This is a genomic window from Desmonostoc muscorum LEGE 12446, from assembly GCF_015207005.2.
GTDB lineage: Bacteria > Cyanobacteriota > Cyanobacteriia > Cyanobacteriales > Nostocaceae > Nostoc > Nostoc muscorum.
In genome coordinates this window covers 416,176-434,888 of sequence record NZ_JADEXS020000001.1, presented here as the reverse complement: position 1 = coordinate 434,888, position 18,713 = coordinate 416,176, and the positions used below count along the sequence as shown (strand labels likewise).

The following is an 18,713-nucleotide window of genomic DNA, read 5'->3' as shown; positions in this document are numbered from 1 at the left end:
CCGCAAAGGAAACGCTGTGACACTACCTGAATTTTCATTAGATGGAAAAATTGCCCTAGTTACTGGAGGGGGGCGAGGATTAGGACTAGAAATCAGCAAAGCACTTGCGAGTGCTGGTGCTTTTGTTCTTGTCAATGGACGGAATCATGAAACCCTAAATCGCGCAGTTGCAGCTGTCAGTGCAATTGGCGGATCAGCCTTGCCATTACAATTAGATATTAGGGACGAAGCAGCCGTTAAAAAAGCGTTTAGCGAAATTCGAGAAACATACGGGCATCTGGATATTTTGATCAATAATGTTGGTATGCGCGATCGTCGCGGTTTTTTTGAATTTGAAATGGATGCGGTGCGTCGGCTTATCGATGCGAATCTTGTTGCTTCCTTCAATCTGTGCCAGGAAGCAGCACGGCTGATGATTGAGAATGGCGATGGGAAAATCATTAACATAACGTCGATCGCTGGTCCGATCGCAAGTGCAGGTGATGCAGTGTATACTGCTGCCAAGGGTGGACTCGAAGCACTAACTCGCGCTCTTGCCGCCGAACTGGGAATGTTTGGAATAACCGTCAATGCCGTTGCTCCAGGTTTTTTCGCAACAGAGAGCAATGCAGACGTGGTTGCCGATAAAGAAATCGCCGCTTGGTTGGAAAAACGAACTTCCCTTGGTCGTTGGGGATATCCACAAGAAATCGCTGGTGCTGTCGTTTTTTTTGCTTCTCCAGCCGCATCTTATGTCACTGGTCAGATTTTGGCGGTTGACGGTGGATACCTTGCCCATTTTTGATTTCTTGTCAATTATGCTTGTGTTTCCTACAGGTAACTGTCATTAATACTTATAAAGTAAGATACTCATCCTTTAAATCACTGATAAACATATGTCCAGGAGAATGAGTAATTGCTAGCTCAGGCTTTGCTTGAAAAATTGCAGTTTGAGTAGTGACTCCACAAGCCCAAAAAACAGGAACCTCACCATCACGAACTGTAACAGCATCACCATAATCAGGTTTTTGTAAATCTCTAATTCCTATCTCTTCTGGATTTCCAATATGTACAGGAGAACCATGTGCTTTGTAATATCGACTGGTTACTTCTACAGCCCGAACAATGTTATTAGCTGGAAGTGGACGCATGGAAACTACTAAGGGACTGGAAAAGATTCGAGTCGGGATACATTCAATATTTGTCTTGTACATTGGGACGTTTTTTTGTTCTTCTACATGTCTTACTGGTAGTCCAGAATTCAGCATGGCATTTTCAAATGAAAAGGAACAACCAATTAAAAAGGCTACCAAATCGCTTCTCCAAAATGGTCTGATGTCGGTTGTTTCTTCAATTAATTCACCGTGTCTAAAAATTCTATAGCGGGGTAGGTCTGTTCTAATATCAGCACCAGGAGCGATTATTTTAGGTTCAGGATCTCCAATTTCTGTAACATCAAGTATTGGACAAGATTTGGGATTTCGTTGACAAAACAGTAAAAATTCAAATGCTAAAGAATATGGTAATACTACTAAGTTGGCTTGAACAAATCCTAGTGCAAGTCCAGGGGTAGGTGTATCTAATTTACCATCTCGACAAAGCTGGCGGATTTCCGAAGGAAGAGAAGAAAAATTTAACATTGAAAATCTCCTAATAATTTTCTGAGACTTAGTATTTTCGGTTAATGAAATGAAATGAAAAATCTCTATGTAAGACGTTGGAAAATTAAATGATTACGTTCAGTTAATCTTGCTTCCCAGTTAGGTTCAACTACAATTGTGCTAATTTTTTCGACAATAATTGCAGTTCCAGTAATCCTATCTTCTGGTTGTAAATCTTCGCGTCGATAAACAGGTGTATCATGCCACTTATCAGCAGTAAACATTCTGATTGTTTCAACCGATTTGGGGGTTTCATCTATGGAACGTGTACGAGTAATTAACGGTTCTTCTGGTGTATCCATCTTCTGAATTACTTCTACTGAAACAGATTCGACAATTAAGGTTTTCTCTAGTTGCATGAAACCATAGCGAGATTTATGCTCAGTTTCAAATTCCTGTCGCATTACTGCAACTTCATCGGCGAAATTTACTGTCAAGATAGAATTAGTGCCTTCATATTTTAAGTTAGCTTTTCTTACTACCTCTACTTGACTATGTACTTCATTTATTTCATTTATAGCTTGGGTTTCTAAATATTCCATTAAGTTCTGTAATTGAGGAATTAAGGCTTGAGTTAAAGGTTGTTCAACTCCTCCTTCTCTAATCGCCCGCACATCAGCTAATCCCATTCCATAAGCAGAGAGAACTCCAGCATAAGGATGTAGAAATATCTTTTTCATCCCCAAAGTATCGGCAATTAAACAAGCAACTTGCCCGCCAGCACCGCCAAAACAACACAGTACATATTGTGTGACATCATAACCGCGTTGGAGGCTGATTTTTTTAATTGCATTTGCCATATTTTCAACTGCGATCGCCATAAATCCAGCCGCTACTTGTTCTGGTGTACAATGATTTCCTGTAGCAGTTACAATCTCTTCGGCTAATTGTATAAATTTCTGAACAACAACATCTTTATCTAAAGGTAAATTGCCATCAATTCCAAAGACTGAAGGAAAATATTGCGGGTGAATTTTGCCTAACATCACATTGGCATCAGTAACCGCTAATCGCCCCCCACGACGATAACAAGCAGGGCCAGGAATTGAACCAGCAGATTCCGGTCCCACACGATAACTAGAACCATCAAAAAACAAAATTGAACCACCACCAGCCGCAATGGTATTAATTGCTAATACAGGAACTCGCATCCGCGCCCCAGCAATTTCTGATTCTAATTGTCGTTCATATTCTCCTTTAAAATGGGCAACATCTGTACTTGTTCCTCCCATATCAAAGGTAATAACTAACTCGAAACCTGCTCTTTTACTAGTTTGAACTGCGCCAACAATGCCCCCAGCCGGGCCACTTAAAATACTATCTTTTCCTTGAAATTGTTCGGCTGCTACTAAACCGCCATCAGATTTCATAAACATTAATTTTATGGGGGAGTGGGGAGTGGTGAGTGGGGAATGGGGAGATGAGGGAGATGAGGGAGATGAGGGAGATGGCGAGATAAGCAATTCCCTATTCTCTATTCCCCATTCCCTATTCCCCATTCCCCATTCCCTATTCCCCATTCTCAATTCACTTGCTACTTGGTTGACATAGCGACGTAAAATAGGAGTTAAATAAGCATCGACTACTGTTGTATCTCCTCGACTGACTAATTTCATTAAGGGACTAACTTGATGAGATACGGATATTTGGGTAAAGCCGATTTCTTGGGCAATTGTAGCTACTTTTTGTTCGTGTTCTGGATAGCGATCGCTATGCATAAAAACAATAGCACAACTACGAATTCCTGTATGATAAACTGCTTTTAAATCGCGTTTTACTTGTTCGATATTTACTGCAATTAATTCATTTCCTTTAGCATCATACCGTTCATTTACCTCAATGACCTGCTCATAAAGCATGGTTGGTAAAACGATATGACGAGCGAAGATATTAGGACGATTTTGGTAACCAATTCGTAGCGCATCTTTAAAGCCTTTGGTAATCAGAAGCACAACCCTGTCACCTTTTCTTTCCAACAGTGCATTTGTCGCTACTGTTGTCCCCATTTTTATCACTTCTATTGCTTCACTAGGAATAGGTTCCTTGCTAGAAAGCCCCATAATATCCCGAATACCTTGAATAGCTGCATCTTGATATTTTTCGGGATTTTCTGAAAGTAATTTATAAACTATAATCCATTGGCAATTAGGTAGAGTAACAATTAAAAAACGTTCAGGATGTTGTGAGAGTCCGTCTATAATTCCTTGATTATCAGTAACAGCAACAATATCTGTGAATGTACCACCCCTGTCTGCAAAAACTTTCAACATCGCTTTGTTTCCTGAATGAATAGCCTATAAGTAGATTAACAATAGGATGTAGCGTGTTTCTACTTCAGATGTAGAAGATTTTCAAGACAACTGTCGAAGATTAATTTTAAAAGGAGTTAGCGATTACCAAGAAATAAATGACTACTACTTGTGGGGTGGGCGTCTCGCACGCCCTTAGCTACAGGCGGACAAGATGTCCACCCCGCAAGACAAATTGGATATTTTTTTATTTAGAAGTCCCTTAAGAAAATTATCAATTATTTATACTCGTATAGGTTATAAGTATTAACTGTGAATTGATTTCTGTTTTAGCCTCATGAAAAATATAAAAAACATCCTCAAAATATTAGTTTTACTTACTTTAATAACCTACGTTCAATTACCTGCTGCTTGGGCAGATGTTTTAACTCCCGGAGAATCTCCAATTGCTTACTGTTTTCAAATAGCAAATATTAACAAATATTCCAACTATTTCATAATTGCACATATACAGTCACAAAACCCCAATCTGCCAACATATAACAGAATTCTCAAACAAGGTAAATGCTTGGGATTAAATGGATATCGGGAATATAGCGATGTCTATGCAATTCAAAAATCTCAAGTTAAGTCTCAAGAGATTATTACTACTGATGAAGATGAAGCGCTGAAAGACTTTAATGCTAAAAAACCTCTTTTAATTCCAGCGGGAATTAATATTAATTCTCCCAGAACCATGTCAGCAATATATGGAGTGAAGCAAGTCACTGATATTTTAGAAATTGTAACTATCAAAGAAAAGTCTCTCGATTTAAAATATAAGGAAGTAGTTTACACTTCTCAATGGGGAACCTCAGAAAGAAAAGCTTATCAAATAGACAATCAACGACCATTACCTTTTAATTTTTTGCTTATGATATTTATTGTAGTGTTTATTACAGGGATTGTGCTGGTTTATAAAAAATTAAATTTCTTCAAAATCAATAACTAATTAATATAAAAATGTCAATCATTGCTGCTACTACTTTAGTTAAGGCACTAGACGCAATAAATCGCCATTTCTACAATATAGCGTTTCCTGACCTAATAAGGTACACCTGTAGGGGCACGGCACTGCCGTGACCCTACGCCTCGCTATATCGTGTTGTACCGCATCTGAATGGGAAACGCTATAATCAATCCTTCGTAGAGACGGCGATTTATCGCGTCTTTGGAATTTAGAATTTTAATCACAAAACCTTAACTGAATCGTATTGAATATTATCTGTAAGCTTTAGCAATACCAGAAGAAAGCAAGGTGAATAGTTAATCTTTGCAATCTCAACAATTCATCAATTACTAAACCTCCTATAAAGGAAGTTGCATTGGCAATAATCGATAAAAATAAACCTTTTTGCCAACCTAATTTTAAAATTAGCGCATACAAAATACCTTCAACAATGACAACGAAACTTTCTATCAGTGCTACTCTTAGAGGAAATTCAATGTAAGGAATCAGTATTTGGTTACTTTCCCAAGCTAGGGGATGGGTAAAGAGGGTTGCAGTAGAGGCTAAAATAAACGCATTGCAGATATCCCAACAAGAACACACTTGTTGTGTGCTGACTAACGTAATTAACACTACTGGTACTTCAATTCCCCAAGAAATCAGTAATGCTAACAACTGCGTCATGGTTTAGATAAGTTGAAAAATTTTTTGACATTTGCCATTCTGCATTTTGACTCCTGAATTCTAAATTTTAGTGTATCATGTGCCATAGTCAAATAGATGTTTATTGTTTATTGTTTGCTATCTCTTACTATGTTTACCTTCAACAAAAAATATTTTTATCTCACGCTTTTTTTATTTTCAGTAGAGGTATGTATTGCTGTTTTTGTAAATGACAATTTCATCCGTCCTTTTATCGGTGATGTTTTAGTAGTTATACTAATTTATTGTTTTGTCAGAGCTTTTTGGAATATACATTCATCCATTGTTGCTTTATCAGTTTTTGGATTTTCTTGTACTATCGAAATTCTCCAATACTTTAATTTTGTAAATAAATTGGGATTGCAAAAATATAAAATTCTGGCTGTTGCTTTGGGGAGTACATTTGATTGGAAGGATATAATTGCTTATGCAATAGGTAGCATAGCAATCTTATGGTTTGAGAATAGAAAAAACAGAAAAATAAAAGGTTAAGTGTTAGGACTTACGCATTGACAGGAAAGACCAAATATGAATGATTTAAAAAACCACATCTGTAGTAGGGGCACAGCATTGCTCATTGGTGTCAACTTAAGCTCAAACGCTTGTCCCACATACGTTTTACCCCCCTTAATCCCCCCTTGGAAAGGGGGGAAAAAGAAATCTAGTTCCCTCCCCTTTACAAGGGGAGGGTTAGGGTGGGGTAAAGCGTTGAGTGATGGTAAGTCAGAGAACTGAATATCACGTCTTTACAAGGGTTTTACGTTAAGTTGACACCAATGAGCATTGCTGTGCCCCTACGATTATCTCTACTTCATTTCAATTGATTGAAATACGTTTTAAATCTTGCAAAACTGCGGTGGCTGATTGATAGCGATCGCTAAAATGATAGCAAACCATTTTATCTAAAATCACCGCTAATTCTTCGCTGACTTGTGCTGTTTGTCGCCACATTACATTACCCGTTTCTGGATTGGGATGAAGTTCCTGTGGTGGTATTCCAGTTATGGCTTGAATACCAATCATTCCTAAAGCATAAATATCACTGCACAAGCGGGGATGACCGGCAAATTGTTCTGGTGGTGCATAGCCCCGCGTTCCGATCGCCACTGTTGCTAATTCTGTTTGTTCGCTACTCGGCGGTTGCATTAGTTTTACAGCCCCAAAGTCAATCAATACTAATTGATTATCTTCAGCGCGTCGAATAATATTAGTCGGTTTGATATCACGATGAATCACTCGATGTTGATGAACAAATACGAGAATTTCTAAAATTTCTTTGAACATCCCAATCACAAATGACTCGTTTTTTAAGTTCTGTATTGGTGGTAATTCTTCACTCAGGGTATGTCCCTCTATATATTGTTGAATTAAATAAAATTCTTGGTTATCTTCAAAATAAGCAAGTAGTTCTGGTATTTGATGATGTTTACCTAAGGTTTCTAAAATTTCCGCTTCACTGTTAAATAATCTGCGAGCAACTTGCAAAAATCTGCTATCTTGACGGGCTGGCATTAATTGTTTCACGACACAAGTCGGATTCCCCGGACGTTGAGTATCTTGTGCTAAATAAGTGCGGCCAAATCCACCAGCACCCAGAACTTTGGAGATTCTATAACGTCCACCCAAAAGCAAATCACCAGATTTTGTTTGTGATGAATCGATTGTGGGAGTAAAATCAAGCTGCGAATCTGGAATTGCTGTTTTATCTTCTAAGAGTATATTTAATTGAGCGATCGCTTCTTGTTGTTTTTCAACTTGCAGAATAATCACCTGGGTCTGCCGCTGATTTTGGTAATTAGTATAAGCCATGACGCTGATAATACTAATTATTAAAGCCAACCCTGAGGGAATTAACGGCACCCATCCGGCTTGCAGAAACAAAATCACGCAGATTCCCACCAACACAACTAGGGTTACCCCTCCCATCATTAGCAAAAGTAACGGATTTCGCCACCACCATGCTAAAGTACTACCTAAAACTGCCCAACCCCACACCCAAATTAGTTCTACCCAGTCAGGCCAATACCAAATTAAAGGGCGTCCATCTAATACTGTACCAATCAGTTGGCTTGCTATCTGTGCGTGAATAAATAGAGCAGGCATTCTGGCTGGTTGATCTGGTAAACTGCTGTAAGGTGTATAAAAGCTACCTGGAGCTAAACTAGCTGAGGTAGTGCCAATAATTACCAGACGGTCTTTAAATAAACTGGGATTAACGCGATCGCTAAGAACTTCCGTCAGAGTCACCTGATCCGCCAGATAATTGGGGTGACGGTAATTTAATAGTATTTGATAGCCATTTGCATCCAAATGTTGGTAACTACCCGAATTAGGTTTGAGACGCCAGAAGATGGTTTTACCTAACTGGAAATCTCCTTTATTTGTGAATTTGTATTCAATGCCTTGTTTTTCTAAATAATTAATGGCAATTAACGCCCCAAAGGCAAATGATGTTGTACATTTTTCATCTGTAGAATGAGCAAATAGCAAGCCGCGGCGAAGAATTTGGTCGTTTTCATTATCAGCAACTACATCGCTAAAGCCAACATTATCTATGTCAAAATTCGGCGGTGGTGGAATCTCCGATCTACCAATGCTGCTAAATAAACAAGTACTAATAATATTGTCTTGATTTTGTTTGTTTGCTGCTAAATTTTTATCTTCTGGTCGAAAAAGATATAAACCAACGATACGCGGTTGATAAGATTCGATTTTTTGTAAAAGTTGATTGATTTTAGTATCTGACAGATTCCATTTTTCTCGTCGGAGATCCTCATCAGTGATTTTTACCAGCAAAATTCGGCGATCGCTTGGTTGGGGAGGACGCGATCGCAACATTTGGTCATAAACTCTTAATTCCCAAGGCTGCAACCATTTTAGTTCACGAACCCCCCAAATCAAGGCGGTAACTCCCACACTGCTAACCAAAATAATTTGCAGCCAATTATTGCTGAAGGACGTTTTACGGGAATCCTGATCTTTGACAAACGGGACACGGAGTTTTTCTAAAAGTCCATTAATCACAGCGTTGCGGTGGTAGCCTGAATTGAGTAAATTGCTCTAATTTAATGTAACAATTTACTTGCTGATTCGAGGTGTTGGCTTGGTCAGCTTTTCACACAGCCTTTGCAAGTGGCTTTTGAGGAACAAAACCCAACACCGAGATTCTGTTGTTTATTGAATTCGGGGAGTCGTTTATTGAATTCGGGCAACCGCCGATAACGCACAACTTTAGTTTTGTGACGCTACTATAGGGGTTTTCATTCAGATGCGGTACAACATGATATCGCCAGATGTAGGGGCACGGCACTGCCGTGCCCCTACAGGTGTACCTCACGCTTGTTGATAAACGCATTATTCCTCTGTTTTTGCTGGTAGAGCATCTACAGAACTGGCAATTACCAAAGAAATAGGCTCAGTGGATGAAGTGGTTGAATCTAACTGCGGGTGTTCCAGAGATGCTTCCATACTGGGATCAGTCAAATAAGAACCAACAATTTTGTCGTAGTTAGAAGCAACAGCTAAAAAAGCCCCACCCAAAATATAGATAGGCAATGGCAAGTTAAATTTTTGCAACCAGTCAAAAAATTGCGATAACGCAAACAGTAGGAAAAAGCAAGCAAGCCAAACTCTCATGTTTTCATCTATTGCATTGAAATAACTCTATTATTAGCCAAAATAGTCTGTACCATGCTGAATGTATTAGACTATAACTGTCCCACCATCTCTACAACCCCAGATAGAGGCAGTCAAAATTATACAGGAATCAAATTTGATTTTGGAAAAAATAATTTACTTCCCAAACAAGAAGCACTAGATAATTAATACATTTCCCATTCCCCATTCCCTGCCTCTGGTATAAAAATAAAAATATATTTACCGTTATACTTTCACAGGTAAAACTGGCAACGATGCTAGGAGTTTCGTTTCACAGTATAAACCGATGGAGAGAAACCAATGAGGCGCTTTTAGCCAAATACATTCAAAAATCAGGAGCAGAAACTGTGACTGCTGAAATTCAGGCAACTGTCCGCGAAAATGTTGAAGAAATCTTAGCTAGAATTAGCGATGCCTTTGTCATCTTGGATTGTGAATGGCGCTACACCTATGTGAATGACAAGCTAGCTGAACTAGCCGGAATGAATAAAGAAGATTTCTTGGGCAAGACTATTTGGGATTTATTTCCTAATACAGTTGACAGCATACTCTACACTGAGATGCATCGCGCTGTTGCCGAAGAAATTACAGTAAATTTTGAGTATTTAGACTCGACATGGCATCGCTGGTTAGAATACCGCGTCTATCCTGGGGAAAATGGCGTATCAATATTAATTACAGATATTACTGAGCAAAAACGTAACCAACAGCTTTTATCTGCACATTACACAGTCACCCAGATTCTAGCTGAGACTACCGTCTTTGCTAATGCTGTTCCTTTGCTTTTGCGATCGCTGTGCGAAACTTTAGGATGGCAACTTGGCATTTTCTGGAGTGTAGACGAGGAAATTAATGCTCTGCATTGCATCGGTAGTTGGCATTCATCTGATTTGAGCATAGAGAATTTCCAAGTATTTAACCAGCCTTCAACTCTTGCTCTTGGGGGAGGAAGCCGTCAACCTGTTTGGATTTGTGAACTTGCTTCAGATGAGAATTTTTTTGCAGCCGCCATCGAATTACCGATTGTGCTGGGTAATAAAGTTTTAGGTGCGATGAAATTCTTCACCAACCAAATTTTACAGCGTGACTTAGATTTACTCCAAATGATGAGTGCGATCGCCATTCAAATTGCTCAGTTCATCCAACAGCAACAAACAGAGGAAAAATATCGCCAAATTTTGCAAACTGCGGGTGTTACAATTTTGGAGAAAGATTTTACCCCTGTGAAAAATTTAACTAATCACCTCACAGATGAAGAAGTGACGGGTTTGCAGCAGTGTTTGACCGAACAACAAACCACACTGCGCGAACGTCAGCAAGCCGAAGAAAATCTCCGTCACAGTGAAGCACGCTACCGTTCCCTAGCAGAAGCAAGCGCATCTATCATTTGGAAGGCGGGAATCTGGGGTAATGTTATTGACGAAATTCCTAACTGGCAAGCATTTACCGGGCAAAGTCCTGAAGAATACAAAGGCTGGGGTTGGGTAAATGCACTGCACCCAGAAGACCGGAAATCTGTAGCTGCAATCTGGAGACAAGCCTTTTATCAGCGCAGCGTTGCAGTTGCAGAATATCGTGTCCAGCGCCATGACGGCGAATACCGTCACATGTCTATACGCGGTGTACCCATACTCAATGAAACAGGAGAAATCATCGAATGGGTGGGGATGTGTCTAGATATTACCGAACACAAGCAAGTAGAAGCAGAACGCGAACGACTCCTGGCGCTACTGGAAACAGAACAGACTCGCTTGGTGGAAGCTAATGTGCTGCTTGATACCCTTTTTAATAACGCGCCTATCGGCATTGGTGTATGGGATGAAGAATTAAGATTTGTGCGTTTGAATCAAGCTTTAGCTGAAATCAACGGTCTGCCCCAAGAGGTGCATATCGGTAAGACCATCGCCGAATTGCTACCTGGAGTAGGTGTAGAAGTTACGGAAGCTTTGCTTCGTGTGGTGGAAACTGGAGAATCTGTTTCTCAAGAAACTAGTGGAGAAACACCCGCCGCCCCTGGAAAGCAGCGCTACTGGTCAGTAAATTACTATCCGATTAAACTACCTGATAAAATCACTTGGGTGGGTGCAATTTGCGAAGAAATCACCGAACGCAAACAAGCAGAAGTCGAACGCGAGCAACTACTAGAACGCGAACGCGTGGCTCGTGTTGAAGCTGAGGACGCCAAAGAGCAAGTTAGCAAAATTTTAGAAAGTATCACTGACGGCTTTCTTGCCTTTGACACTGAGTGGCGCTTCACCTACCTTAATCATGAGGGAAGCAGAACTTTAGGACGTTCCTCTGAGGATCTGCTGGGAAAGAATTTGTGGCAAGAGTTTCCAGAATTGGCTGATACTAGTTTTGGTCAGCTTTATCAAAAAGCAGTCGCTTTGGCAGTCCCCCTGGAGTTAGAAGATTATTACCCACCCTTTGAAGCGTGGTTTGCCGTCCGCGCTTATCCTTCACCCACAGGACTATCGCTATATTTCCGTAACATCAACGTCCGCAAACAAGCACAAGCAGCACTAACAGAGAGCGAAGCCCGTTTTCGGCTGATGGCAGAGAATTCCACTGATATTATTTCACGTAGTACAGTAGATGGAATTTTCCTGTATCTTTCACCAGCTTGTTACACAGTACTAGGGTATCAACCAGAAGAACTAATAGGTCGTTTTGGCGGCGAGTTAGTTCACCCAGAGGATTTAGCTGAGATTGTCAAGGATTACCCAATCAATGCTGATTTACCAGATATTTATACCATTACTTATCGCACTCGTCATAAATACGGACATTATATTTGGCTAGAAACAACAGTTAGAGCGATTCGCGATCGCCAAACGCAACAAATTTTAGAAATGCAAGCTTCTTCGCGGGATATAACTGGGCGCAAGCAAGTGGAAGATAGACAGCGTTTTTTAGCCTCAGCTAGCGGAATTCTGGCTACATCATTAGACTACGAGACAACATTAGCAACCTTGGCGCGTTTAGCAGTACCCGAAATAGCTGATTGGTGCGTAGTTGATATGATTTATGACAATCAATTAGTTCGCCGGGTTGCAGCCGCCCATGCCGATCCAGCAAAACAAGAATTGGTAGAACAGTTACAAAATTATCCCCCCGATTTGGCACAAACACAAGGTGTTGCCGAGGTGATACGTTCAGGCAAATCACAAATTACTCATTTTATTTCCTCAGAACAGATACAAGCAGCAACCGCCAATGCCAGTCATTTGAACATCTTGCAACAGCTAAATCCTCAATCTGGAATGTGCGTGCTGCTCATAGTTCGCGGACGGGTACTAGGAGCTATGACTTTAGTATCTTCTGCCAATCATCGCTACGATAGTCAGAGCTTAATGTTAGCTGAAGAGTTGGCTCGGCGTGCAGCGATCGCCGTTGATAATGCCCGACTCTACACAGAAACACAGCAATCTCAACAAGCTGCCGAACAAGCCGCATCTCGTACTGCCCGTTTGCAAGCCATTACCGCCGCCCTTTCTGAATCTCTAACTCCTGCACAAGTGGCTGAAGTAATTGTCGAGCAAGGTATGGCAGCTTTGGGAGCTAGTTCTGCTTTAGTAGCACTACTGACTAACAATGGCACAGAATTGGAAATTCTCCGTGCAGTTGGTTATCAACAAGAAGCAGTAGATTTATGGCGTCGATTCTCAATTAATACAGTCGCACCACTGGCAGAAGCAGTACGAACTAAACAACCTGTTTGGCAAGAGTCAACAACCACAAGGGTGGTTCGTTACTCACATCTAGCTCAAGAGTATGCCCGGTATAATTACGGTGCTTGGATTTCGATTCCATTAATTATTGAGGGACGAGCTATAGGGGGAATGTCTTTAGCTTTCGCCGAGAATCATCAGTTGAACCAAGACGATCGAGCTTTTGTGCTGGCACTAGCACAGCAATGCGCTCAAGCAATGGAACGTGCGCGTTTATACGAAGCAGAACAAACTGCACGAGAAGCAGCAGAAAACGCCAACCGCATTAAAGACGAGTTTTTGGCAGTTCTTTCCCATGAATTGCGATCGCCACTCAACCCAATTCTCGGATGGGCAAAGTTACTCCAAACTAGAAAACTTGATGAAAAGACAATTCCTCACGCTCTTAAAACCATCGAGCGCAATGCTCAATTACAAGCTCAATTAATTGAAGACTTGCTGGATATTTCCCGAATTTTACAAGGTAAACTCAGCTTAAATATCTACCCAGTTGATTTGACAACCGTAATTTCCGCAGCAATGGAGACAGTGCGACTGTCAGCAGAAGCCAAATCCATTGAGATGCACATCAGCATGGAACCGAACCTGGGACAAGTTTTAGGTGACTCCAGCCGATTGCAGCAAGTCATTTGGAATCTGCTTTCAAACGCCGTTAAATTTACACCAGAGAGGGGACGAGTTGATATTCGACTCGAAGAGGTAGGGAGTCGGGGGGATGAGGGGGATGAGGGGGATGAGGGAGATGAGGGAGACAAGGGAGACAAGGGAAAAAGCTGGAGCCAATGCCCAATGCCCAATGCCCAATGCCCAATGCCCTATGCCCAAATCACCGTCAGCGACACAGGCAAAGGCATCGATCCCAATTTTCTGCCCTATGTATTTGAATATTTTCGCCAAGAAAACAGCAGCACCACCAGAAAATTTGGGGGATTGGGGTTAGGATTAGCGATCGTCCGTCACTTAGTGGAACTGCATGGAGGCACAGTCCAGGTAGAAAGTCAAGGTGAAAATCGCGGCGCAACTTTTACCGTCAGACTGCCCCTGATTCAACAGCCATCAGAGAGTAAACAAGACACTAGGGACTCCGAACCATCCTCAAATTTAAATGATGTCAACATTTTAGTAGTAGATGATGATGCCGATACGCGAGAATTCATTGCCTTTTTGCTAGAGCAATATGGGGCAAATGTCACAGCAGTGGGATCAGCGGATGAAGCGCTAGCCGCCTTAAAGCAATCTCTACCAGATGTGCTGTTAAGCGACATTGGAATGCCAGACGTAGATGGATGCATGTTTATGCGACAGTTGAGAAAATTACCACCAGAACAGGGAGGACAAATTCCGGCGATCGCACTTACCGCCTATGCTGGAGAAATTAACGCCAAACAAGTACTTGCAGCAGGATTCCATAAGCATATCGCCAAACCAGTAGAGCCAAGCGAATTGATAGAAGCGATCGCTAACTTACTTGAGACGTTGAGGTGTGTGTGATTTTCCTCCTAAGTTTTAAATTGGGCATTGGGCATTGGGTATGGGGCATTAGTTATTCCCCTCATCTCCCTCATCTCCCTCATCTCCCTCATCTCCCTCATACACCATCTTTAACATTAACTTTCTTTGGTAAAAGTCCTTGAGCATACCACAAATCAGCAATTTTTTGTTGTTTTTCAACGATTTTTTCAGTGATTGGTAATAGCCCATATGCTGATTTGGCTTGAATTTGTTTTAAGGTAGGTACATCAATACCAACATCAGGAGAAACCAGTTCTGCCAATTTATCAGGATTTTTTTGAGACCATTCATCTGCTTTTAAAAGTTCTTCCAGGAAAATTTTCAGAACCTCAGGATGTTCTTTGGCAAATTTACGTGACGTAGAATAAAAACCGCCAAGATCCTGGAGTCCTTGTCCATCTATTAATACACGACCAATATTTTTTTGTATGGCTCTTGTGATGTATGGTTCCCAAGTTACCCAAACATCAAGTCCACCCTGACTAAAAGCGACATTTGCATCTGGAGGTGGTAGGAAAACAGATTTCACATCAGTGAGTTTTAGTCCCTCTTTTTGTAATGCTTTGAGTAAAACATAATGGGCGATGGAGGCTTTTTGAAAAGAAACTTTTTTACCCTTAAAATCAGCAGCACTTTTAATGGGAGAATTTGCTGGTACAAGAAAAGAAACTCCTCTACCATTAAATGCTGTACTCGCTACGTAAACAAGAGGTGTACCTGCGGCTTGGGCAAATATGGGAGGTGATTCAGCAGTGGCTGCAATGTCAAGAGAACCAGCATTTAATGCTTCTAAAGCTTGGGGCCCAGCAGCAAACTCCAGCCACTTTACACTAAAATTCTTTGCCGCTAAACTTTTTTCTAAAGTCCCCTGTTTCCTCATCACTGCAAGAGAACCGAGTTTAGAATAAACAACTCGCACTTCTTGCTTTTCTGTAGTATTAGAAACTGGTTGATTTTTGACTTGTGTACTAGTAGAAGATACTTGGTTCTGAGTAGTTTGGTTTTCGCTACTGCAACCTACTATGCTCATTGGTATTGCTAAACAACAAGCAGTTATTAGTAGCGATACATAATAATTGCGCTCAATTTTTAATTTGGCTCTTAAATCTAGGATGTCTAGATTTTGCCTAAATATTAGCTTGATATTTGCAGTTTTTGATTGTGGCAAGTTATTACTCAAGGGCTTAAAGTTTAGTAAAGAAGAAAAAACTTTTATCACAATTTATCCTCCATTTTTTAGTAAGACAAACTGTTATTTTAAGTCTATATTTTATCTATTTTTATATTTCAATAAAGTGTTTATGAACACTAATATCTACGAAAATGTATAGCGGTTTTTCATACATAATTTGATGCTTATATAAACATTATTTTGTATATTATTTTGAGTTATGTGATAAATTTAAGCTGTTATTTAACATAAAAATAAGTATAGCTATTTTCTTGAAAATTTAAATCTTTTATAACTAGTCTTGTCAAAGTGGATAAAAATTTTGGTCAATAAACTCCTCCTTAACTTCTTTACTCTGCGCTCTCTGCGCCTCTGTGGTAAAAAAATACTTTATAAACCGCAGAGGCACAAAGGTCACAGAGAGAAAAAAGAGATTTTACGAGTCACCTTGAAAGGACTAGTCTTATATAGTTCATGAATTACTATAGATATTTTTCAGCCATATTTAAATTTTGTAGAGACGTAATTAATCGCTCCGTCTCTACTTGAAATATCCAGACTAAAAAGGACGACTACCTGCAAGGCTAACTCGTTTTAATACTCGTCGTTCATTGGGATCAAATGCTTGACGGTAGTGCAAAGTAGCTTGATTATCCCAATAGACAATATCACCTACAGACCATTTGTGTTGGTAGTAGAATTGAGGCTGATTTAGATGTTGACGCAACTGTTCAATCAGTTTTGATCCTTCTTCAGGTTCTAAGCCTACAATCTCTACTTCAGTATCAGTATCTAAGTAAAGATGCTTTTTACCACTCTCAGGATGTGTCCGCACTAGAGGATGAGGAAAGACGGGACTGATTAATGGGATATTCTTGTCCCAACGATACAAAGGACGGGGTGCATTTCGGTTTTGTAAAAACGGATTATAGGTAATTAACTGTAAATTAGCAATCCGTTTTTTCGTAGCTTCATCTAAAGCTTCATAAGCCAAATTGGTATTTAACCAATAAGTATTTCCACCTTGAGAAGGTATTTCTAAAGCATAAAGAAGCGAGCCACTAGACGGAGTAGGAGTCCATTTATGGTCAGAGTGAAAACTTAGTTCTCCAGTACCAGTATAGCCACCATCGACATTAGAAATCAGAATTACCACGGGAGTTTCTCCAGGTTTAGAAGCCAGTACTGGAGTCTCGTCAGGTGGTACAAAAAGTGCGCCAAAGTATAGAGAAAAATTCAAAAACTGCTCATCAGAGAGTTGTTGCTCTTTAAAGATGAGGATGTGGCGATCGCGCAAAGCTTCTTTAAGTTGTAATATGACTTCAGGTGCAATAGGTTGACTCGCATCCAGACCAGTAACTATCGCTCCTAACGGAGCATCAATAGGGGTGATTTTTATTTCTGTTAAAGTCGCAGTAGGCATAATATTCTCCTCTGTTTTATTGCCTTCTTAGAGATAATGCAAATTTGAAAAATAAATCCGAAAAATGCACTTATAGCAGCTTTTTTCAGAAAGACATTCTCAATCCAAAATCCAAAATCTAAAATCAAAAATTATATGGCTACTTGTTAGCTAAAACCTCAGCAGGAGTAATTTTGGCGTACTCTTCAGGTGTCAAAAACCCAACTTTCACATCCACCTTCGTTGGTATAAGTCCCAGGCTGTACCATTTGTCTGCAACCTCTTGTTGCTTCTTGATAGTTTTCTCAGTAATTGGTAGCACCCCATAGTTATATTTACTATGCATAGTTTCTAGAATAGGCGGGTCTAGTTGAGTTACAGGAGCAAGTAATTGTGCTACTTCTTTCGGATGCTCCTTAGTCCAGATTTCTGCTTTTTCTAATTCTTCTAGAAAAACTTTAATCACATCAGGGTGTGACTGATAAAACTGACGTGAAGTTGAGTAAAAGTTGCCAGTATCCCGCAATTCACCTCCATCTACCAAAACACGACCTACTTTGTTTTGGACATTTCTAGTAACGAATGGCTCCCAAATAAACCAAGCATCCACCTTGTTCTGACTAAAAGCCACATTAGCATCTGGTGGTGGGAGAAAAATTGATTGGACATCACTTAGTTTCAGTCCCGCTTTTTCTAATGCTTTGACTAATAAGTAGTGACCTATTGAGGCTTTTTGAAAGGCTACTTTTTTTCCTTTCAAGTCAGCAACATTTTTAATGGGAGAGTTTATTGGAACTAAAAGTGAAATTGCTTTACCACTAGGGTATGTAGTAGCTAGATAAACAAGAGGTGCCCCCGCTGCTTGTGAAAACACAGGAGGTGACTCGGCTGTAGATGCAATATCAAGTGCGTTTGCATTTATAGCTTCTAGCTGTTGCGGTCCCGCTGCAAACTCAGACCACTGTACCTTAAAACCCAGAGGCTCCAATCGTTTTTCTAAAGACCCCTGTTTTTCTAATACTGCTAGACCAGTGAGTTGTTTTGAACGCACAATTCGTACTGTTTGCTTTTCTGTAGTGTTAGATGAAGCTGCTGGATTAGAAGATGCAGGGGACTGCTGAGCGTTATTTTTGGCTTCACTACAACTGGATAAAGCTGTCGATAATACTAAGCAGTAGCCCAGAGCAAATAATAAAGAACGACGTGTTACTTTCTGGCTTTTTCTAAATTCAAACTTTGGTTTGATAGCTGGCATGGGTTGTTTTCTTTATTGTTCTATACGTGGTAAAAAATTATGATCGATTGCAAACTCAAAAAGCAAAAAAATATTTATTAATTTCTGGCGAATTCAAGTAATTCAAATATAAGAAGTAGAGTGGGTATGACCCCACTCTATAACGACTCGAGGAACTTGAGTTTAACAGTTAGGAGGCGGAAAATTAGAAAATGGAGTGAGAATAACCCACTCCAGGGTTGTGCTAGTCGAAAATGGAAAATTAGAGCAGAATTCAGGGGTCAGAATTCAGGAGTCAGAATTTAGAGAGAAGTTGGAGCGCTGGTTTCGAGCGAACTGACGGCAGTTATTTTAAGTGGGGGAACCCCGCCAAGGGACTGGCTCAACTTTGTAAGAGAGTGGTGGATCTAAATCTCCCACTAATTGA

Annotated in this window: 12 protein-coding genes; 4 read left to right on the top strand and 8 right to left on the bottom strand. The window is 40.3% G+C overall.

The features are described from left to right. Positions 1–16 precede the first annotated feature (16 nt). Complete coding sequence (locus IQ276_RS01840; RefSeq protein ID WP_193920714.1) at positions 17–784, top strand: SDR family oxidoreductase; 768 nt, start codon at positions 17–19, stop codon at positions 782–784. Positions 785–833: 49 nt separating this feature from the next. Here IQ276_RS01840 and IQ276_RS01835 read toward each other — a convergent pair whose 3' ends face one another. Together IQ276_RS01835 and IQ276_RS01830 are read right to left on the bottom strand one after the other, a co-directional pair. Continuing rightward, complete coding sequence (locus IQ276_RS01835; protein WP_193920712.1) at positions 834–1,619, bottom strand: putative hydro-lyase; 786 nt, start codon at positions 1,617–1,619, stop codon at positions 834–836. A 65-nt stretch (positions 1,620–1,684) separates the two neighbouring features. Further along, positions 1,685–3,910 carry a hydantoinase/oxoprolinase family protein gene (locus IQ276_RS01830; protein ID WP_235115354.1) on the bottom strand — a complete coding sequence of 742 codons (2,226 nt, stop codon included), beginning with the start codon at positions 3,908–3,910 and terminating at the stop codon, positions 1,685–1,687. Positions 3,911–4,226: 316 nt separating this feature from the next. On the opposite strand from IQ276_RS01830, the gene IQ276_RS01825 reads away from it, so the two are divergent. Then, the gene (locus IQ276_RS01825; RefSeq protein WP_193922037.1) at positions 4,227–4,880 is read left to right on the top strand and encodes a hypothetical protein; all 654 of its coding nucleotides are present in this window, start codon (positions 4,227–4,229) and stop codon (positions 4,878–4,880) included. A gap of 282 nt (positions 4,881–5,162) precedes the next feature. Here the strand turns inward: IQ276_RS01825 and IQ276_RS01820 are convergent, their stop codons facing one another. Further along, entirely contained in the window at positions 5,163–5,561 is a 399-nt protein-coding gene (locus IQ276_RS01820) for a hypothetical protein (RefSeq protein ID WP_193922035.1), read from the bottom strand. A 129-nt stretch (positions 5,562–5,690) separates the two neighbouring features. Between IQ276_RS01820 and IQ276_RS01815 the strand changes: the two genes are divergently transcribed. Beyond that, entirely contained in the window at positions 5,691–6,071 is a 381-nt protein-coding gene (locus IQ276_RS01815; protein WP_193922033.1) for a ribosomal maturation YjgA family protein, read from the top strand. A 324-nt stretch (positions 6,072–6,395) separates the two neighbouring features. Here IQ276_RS01815 and IQ276_RS01810 read toward each other — a convergent pair whose 3' ends face one another. Next, on the bottom strand, positions 6,396–8,603 hold the full coding sequence (locus tag IQ276_RS01810; protein ID WP_193922031.1) for a CHASE2 domain-containing protein: 2,208 nt from the start codon (positions 8,601–8,603) through the stop codon (positions 6,396–6,398). Between the two features lie 330 nt (positions 8,604–8,933). Next, the gene (locus tag IQ276_RS01805) at positions 8,934–9,215 is read right to left on the bottom strand and encodes a hypothetical protein (RefSeq protein WP_190879508.1); all 282 of its coding nucleotides are present in this window, start codon (positions 9,213–9,215) and stop codon (positions 8,934–8,936) included. 368 nt (positions 9,216–9,583) lie between these two features. Between IQ276_RS01805 and IQ276_RS40650 the strand changes: the two genes are divergently transcribed. Then, complete coding sequence (locus IQ276_RS40650; RefSeq protein ID WP_235115353.1) at positions 9,584–14,458, top strand: PAS domain S-box protein; 4,875 nt, start codon at positions 9,584–9,586, stop codon at positions 14,456–14,458. Positions 14,459–14,555: 97 nt separating this feature from the next. Here the strand turns inward: IQ276_RS40650 and IQ276_RS01795 are convergent, their stop codons facing one another. From IQ276_RS01795 to IQ276_RS01785, 3 genes are all read right to left on the bottom strand, one after another. Beyond that, entirely contained in the window at positions 14,556–15,698 is a 1,143-nt protein-coding gene (locus IQ276_RS01795) for an aliphatic sulfonate ABC transporter substrate-binding protein (protein WP_235115352.1), read from the bottom strand. 511 nt (positions 15,699–16,209) lie between these two features. Continuing rightward, the gene (locus tag IQ276_RS01790; RefSeq protein WP_193920727.1) at positions 16,210–17,073 is read right to left on the bottom strand and encodes a TauD/TfdA dioxygenase family protein; all 864 of its coding nucleotides are present in this window, start codon (positions 17,071–17,073) and stop codon (positions 16,210–16,212) included. A gap of 139 nt (positions 17,074–17,212) precedes the next feature. After that, positions 17,213–18,307 (bottom strand): aliphatic sulfonate ABC transporter substrate-binding protein, encoded by a 1,095-nt coding sequence (locus tag IQ276_RS01785; RefSeq protein WP_193920729.1) that lies wholly within the window; start codon positions 18,305–18,307, stop codon positions 17,213–17,215. Positions 18,308–18,713: the final 406 nt, after the last annotated feature.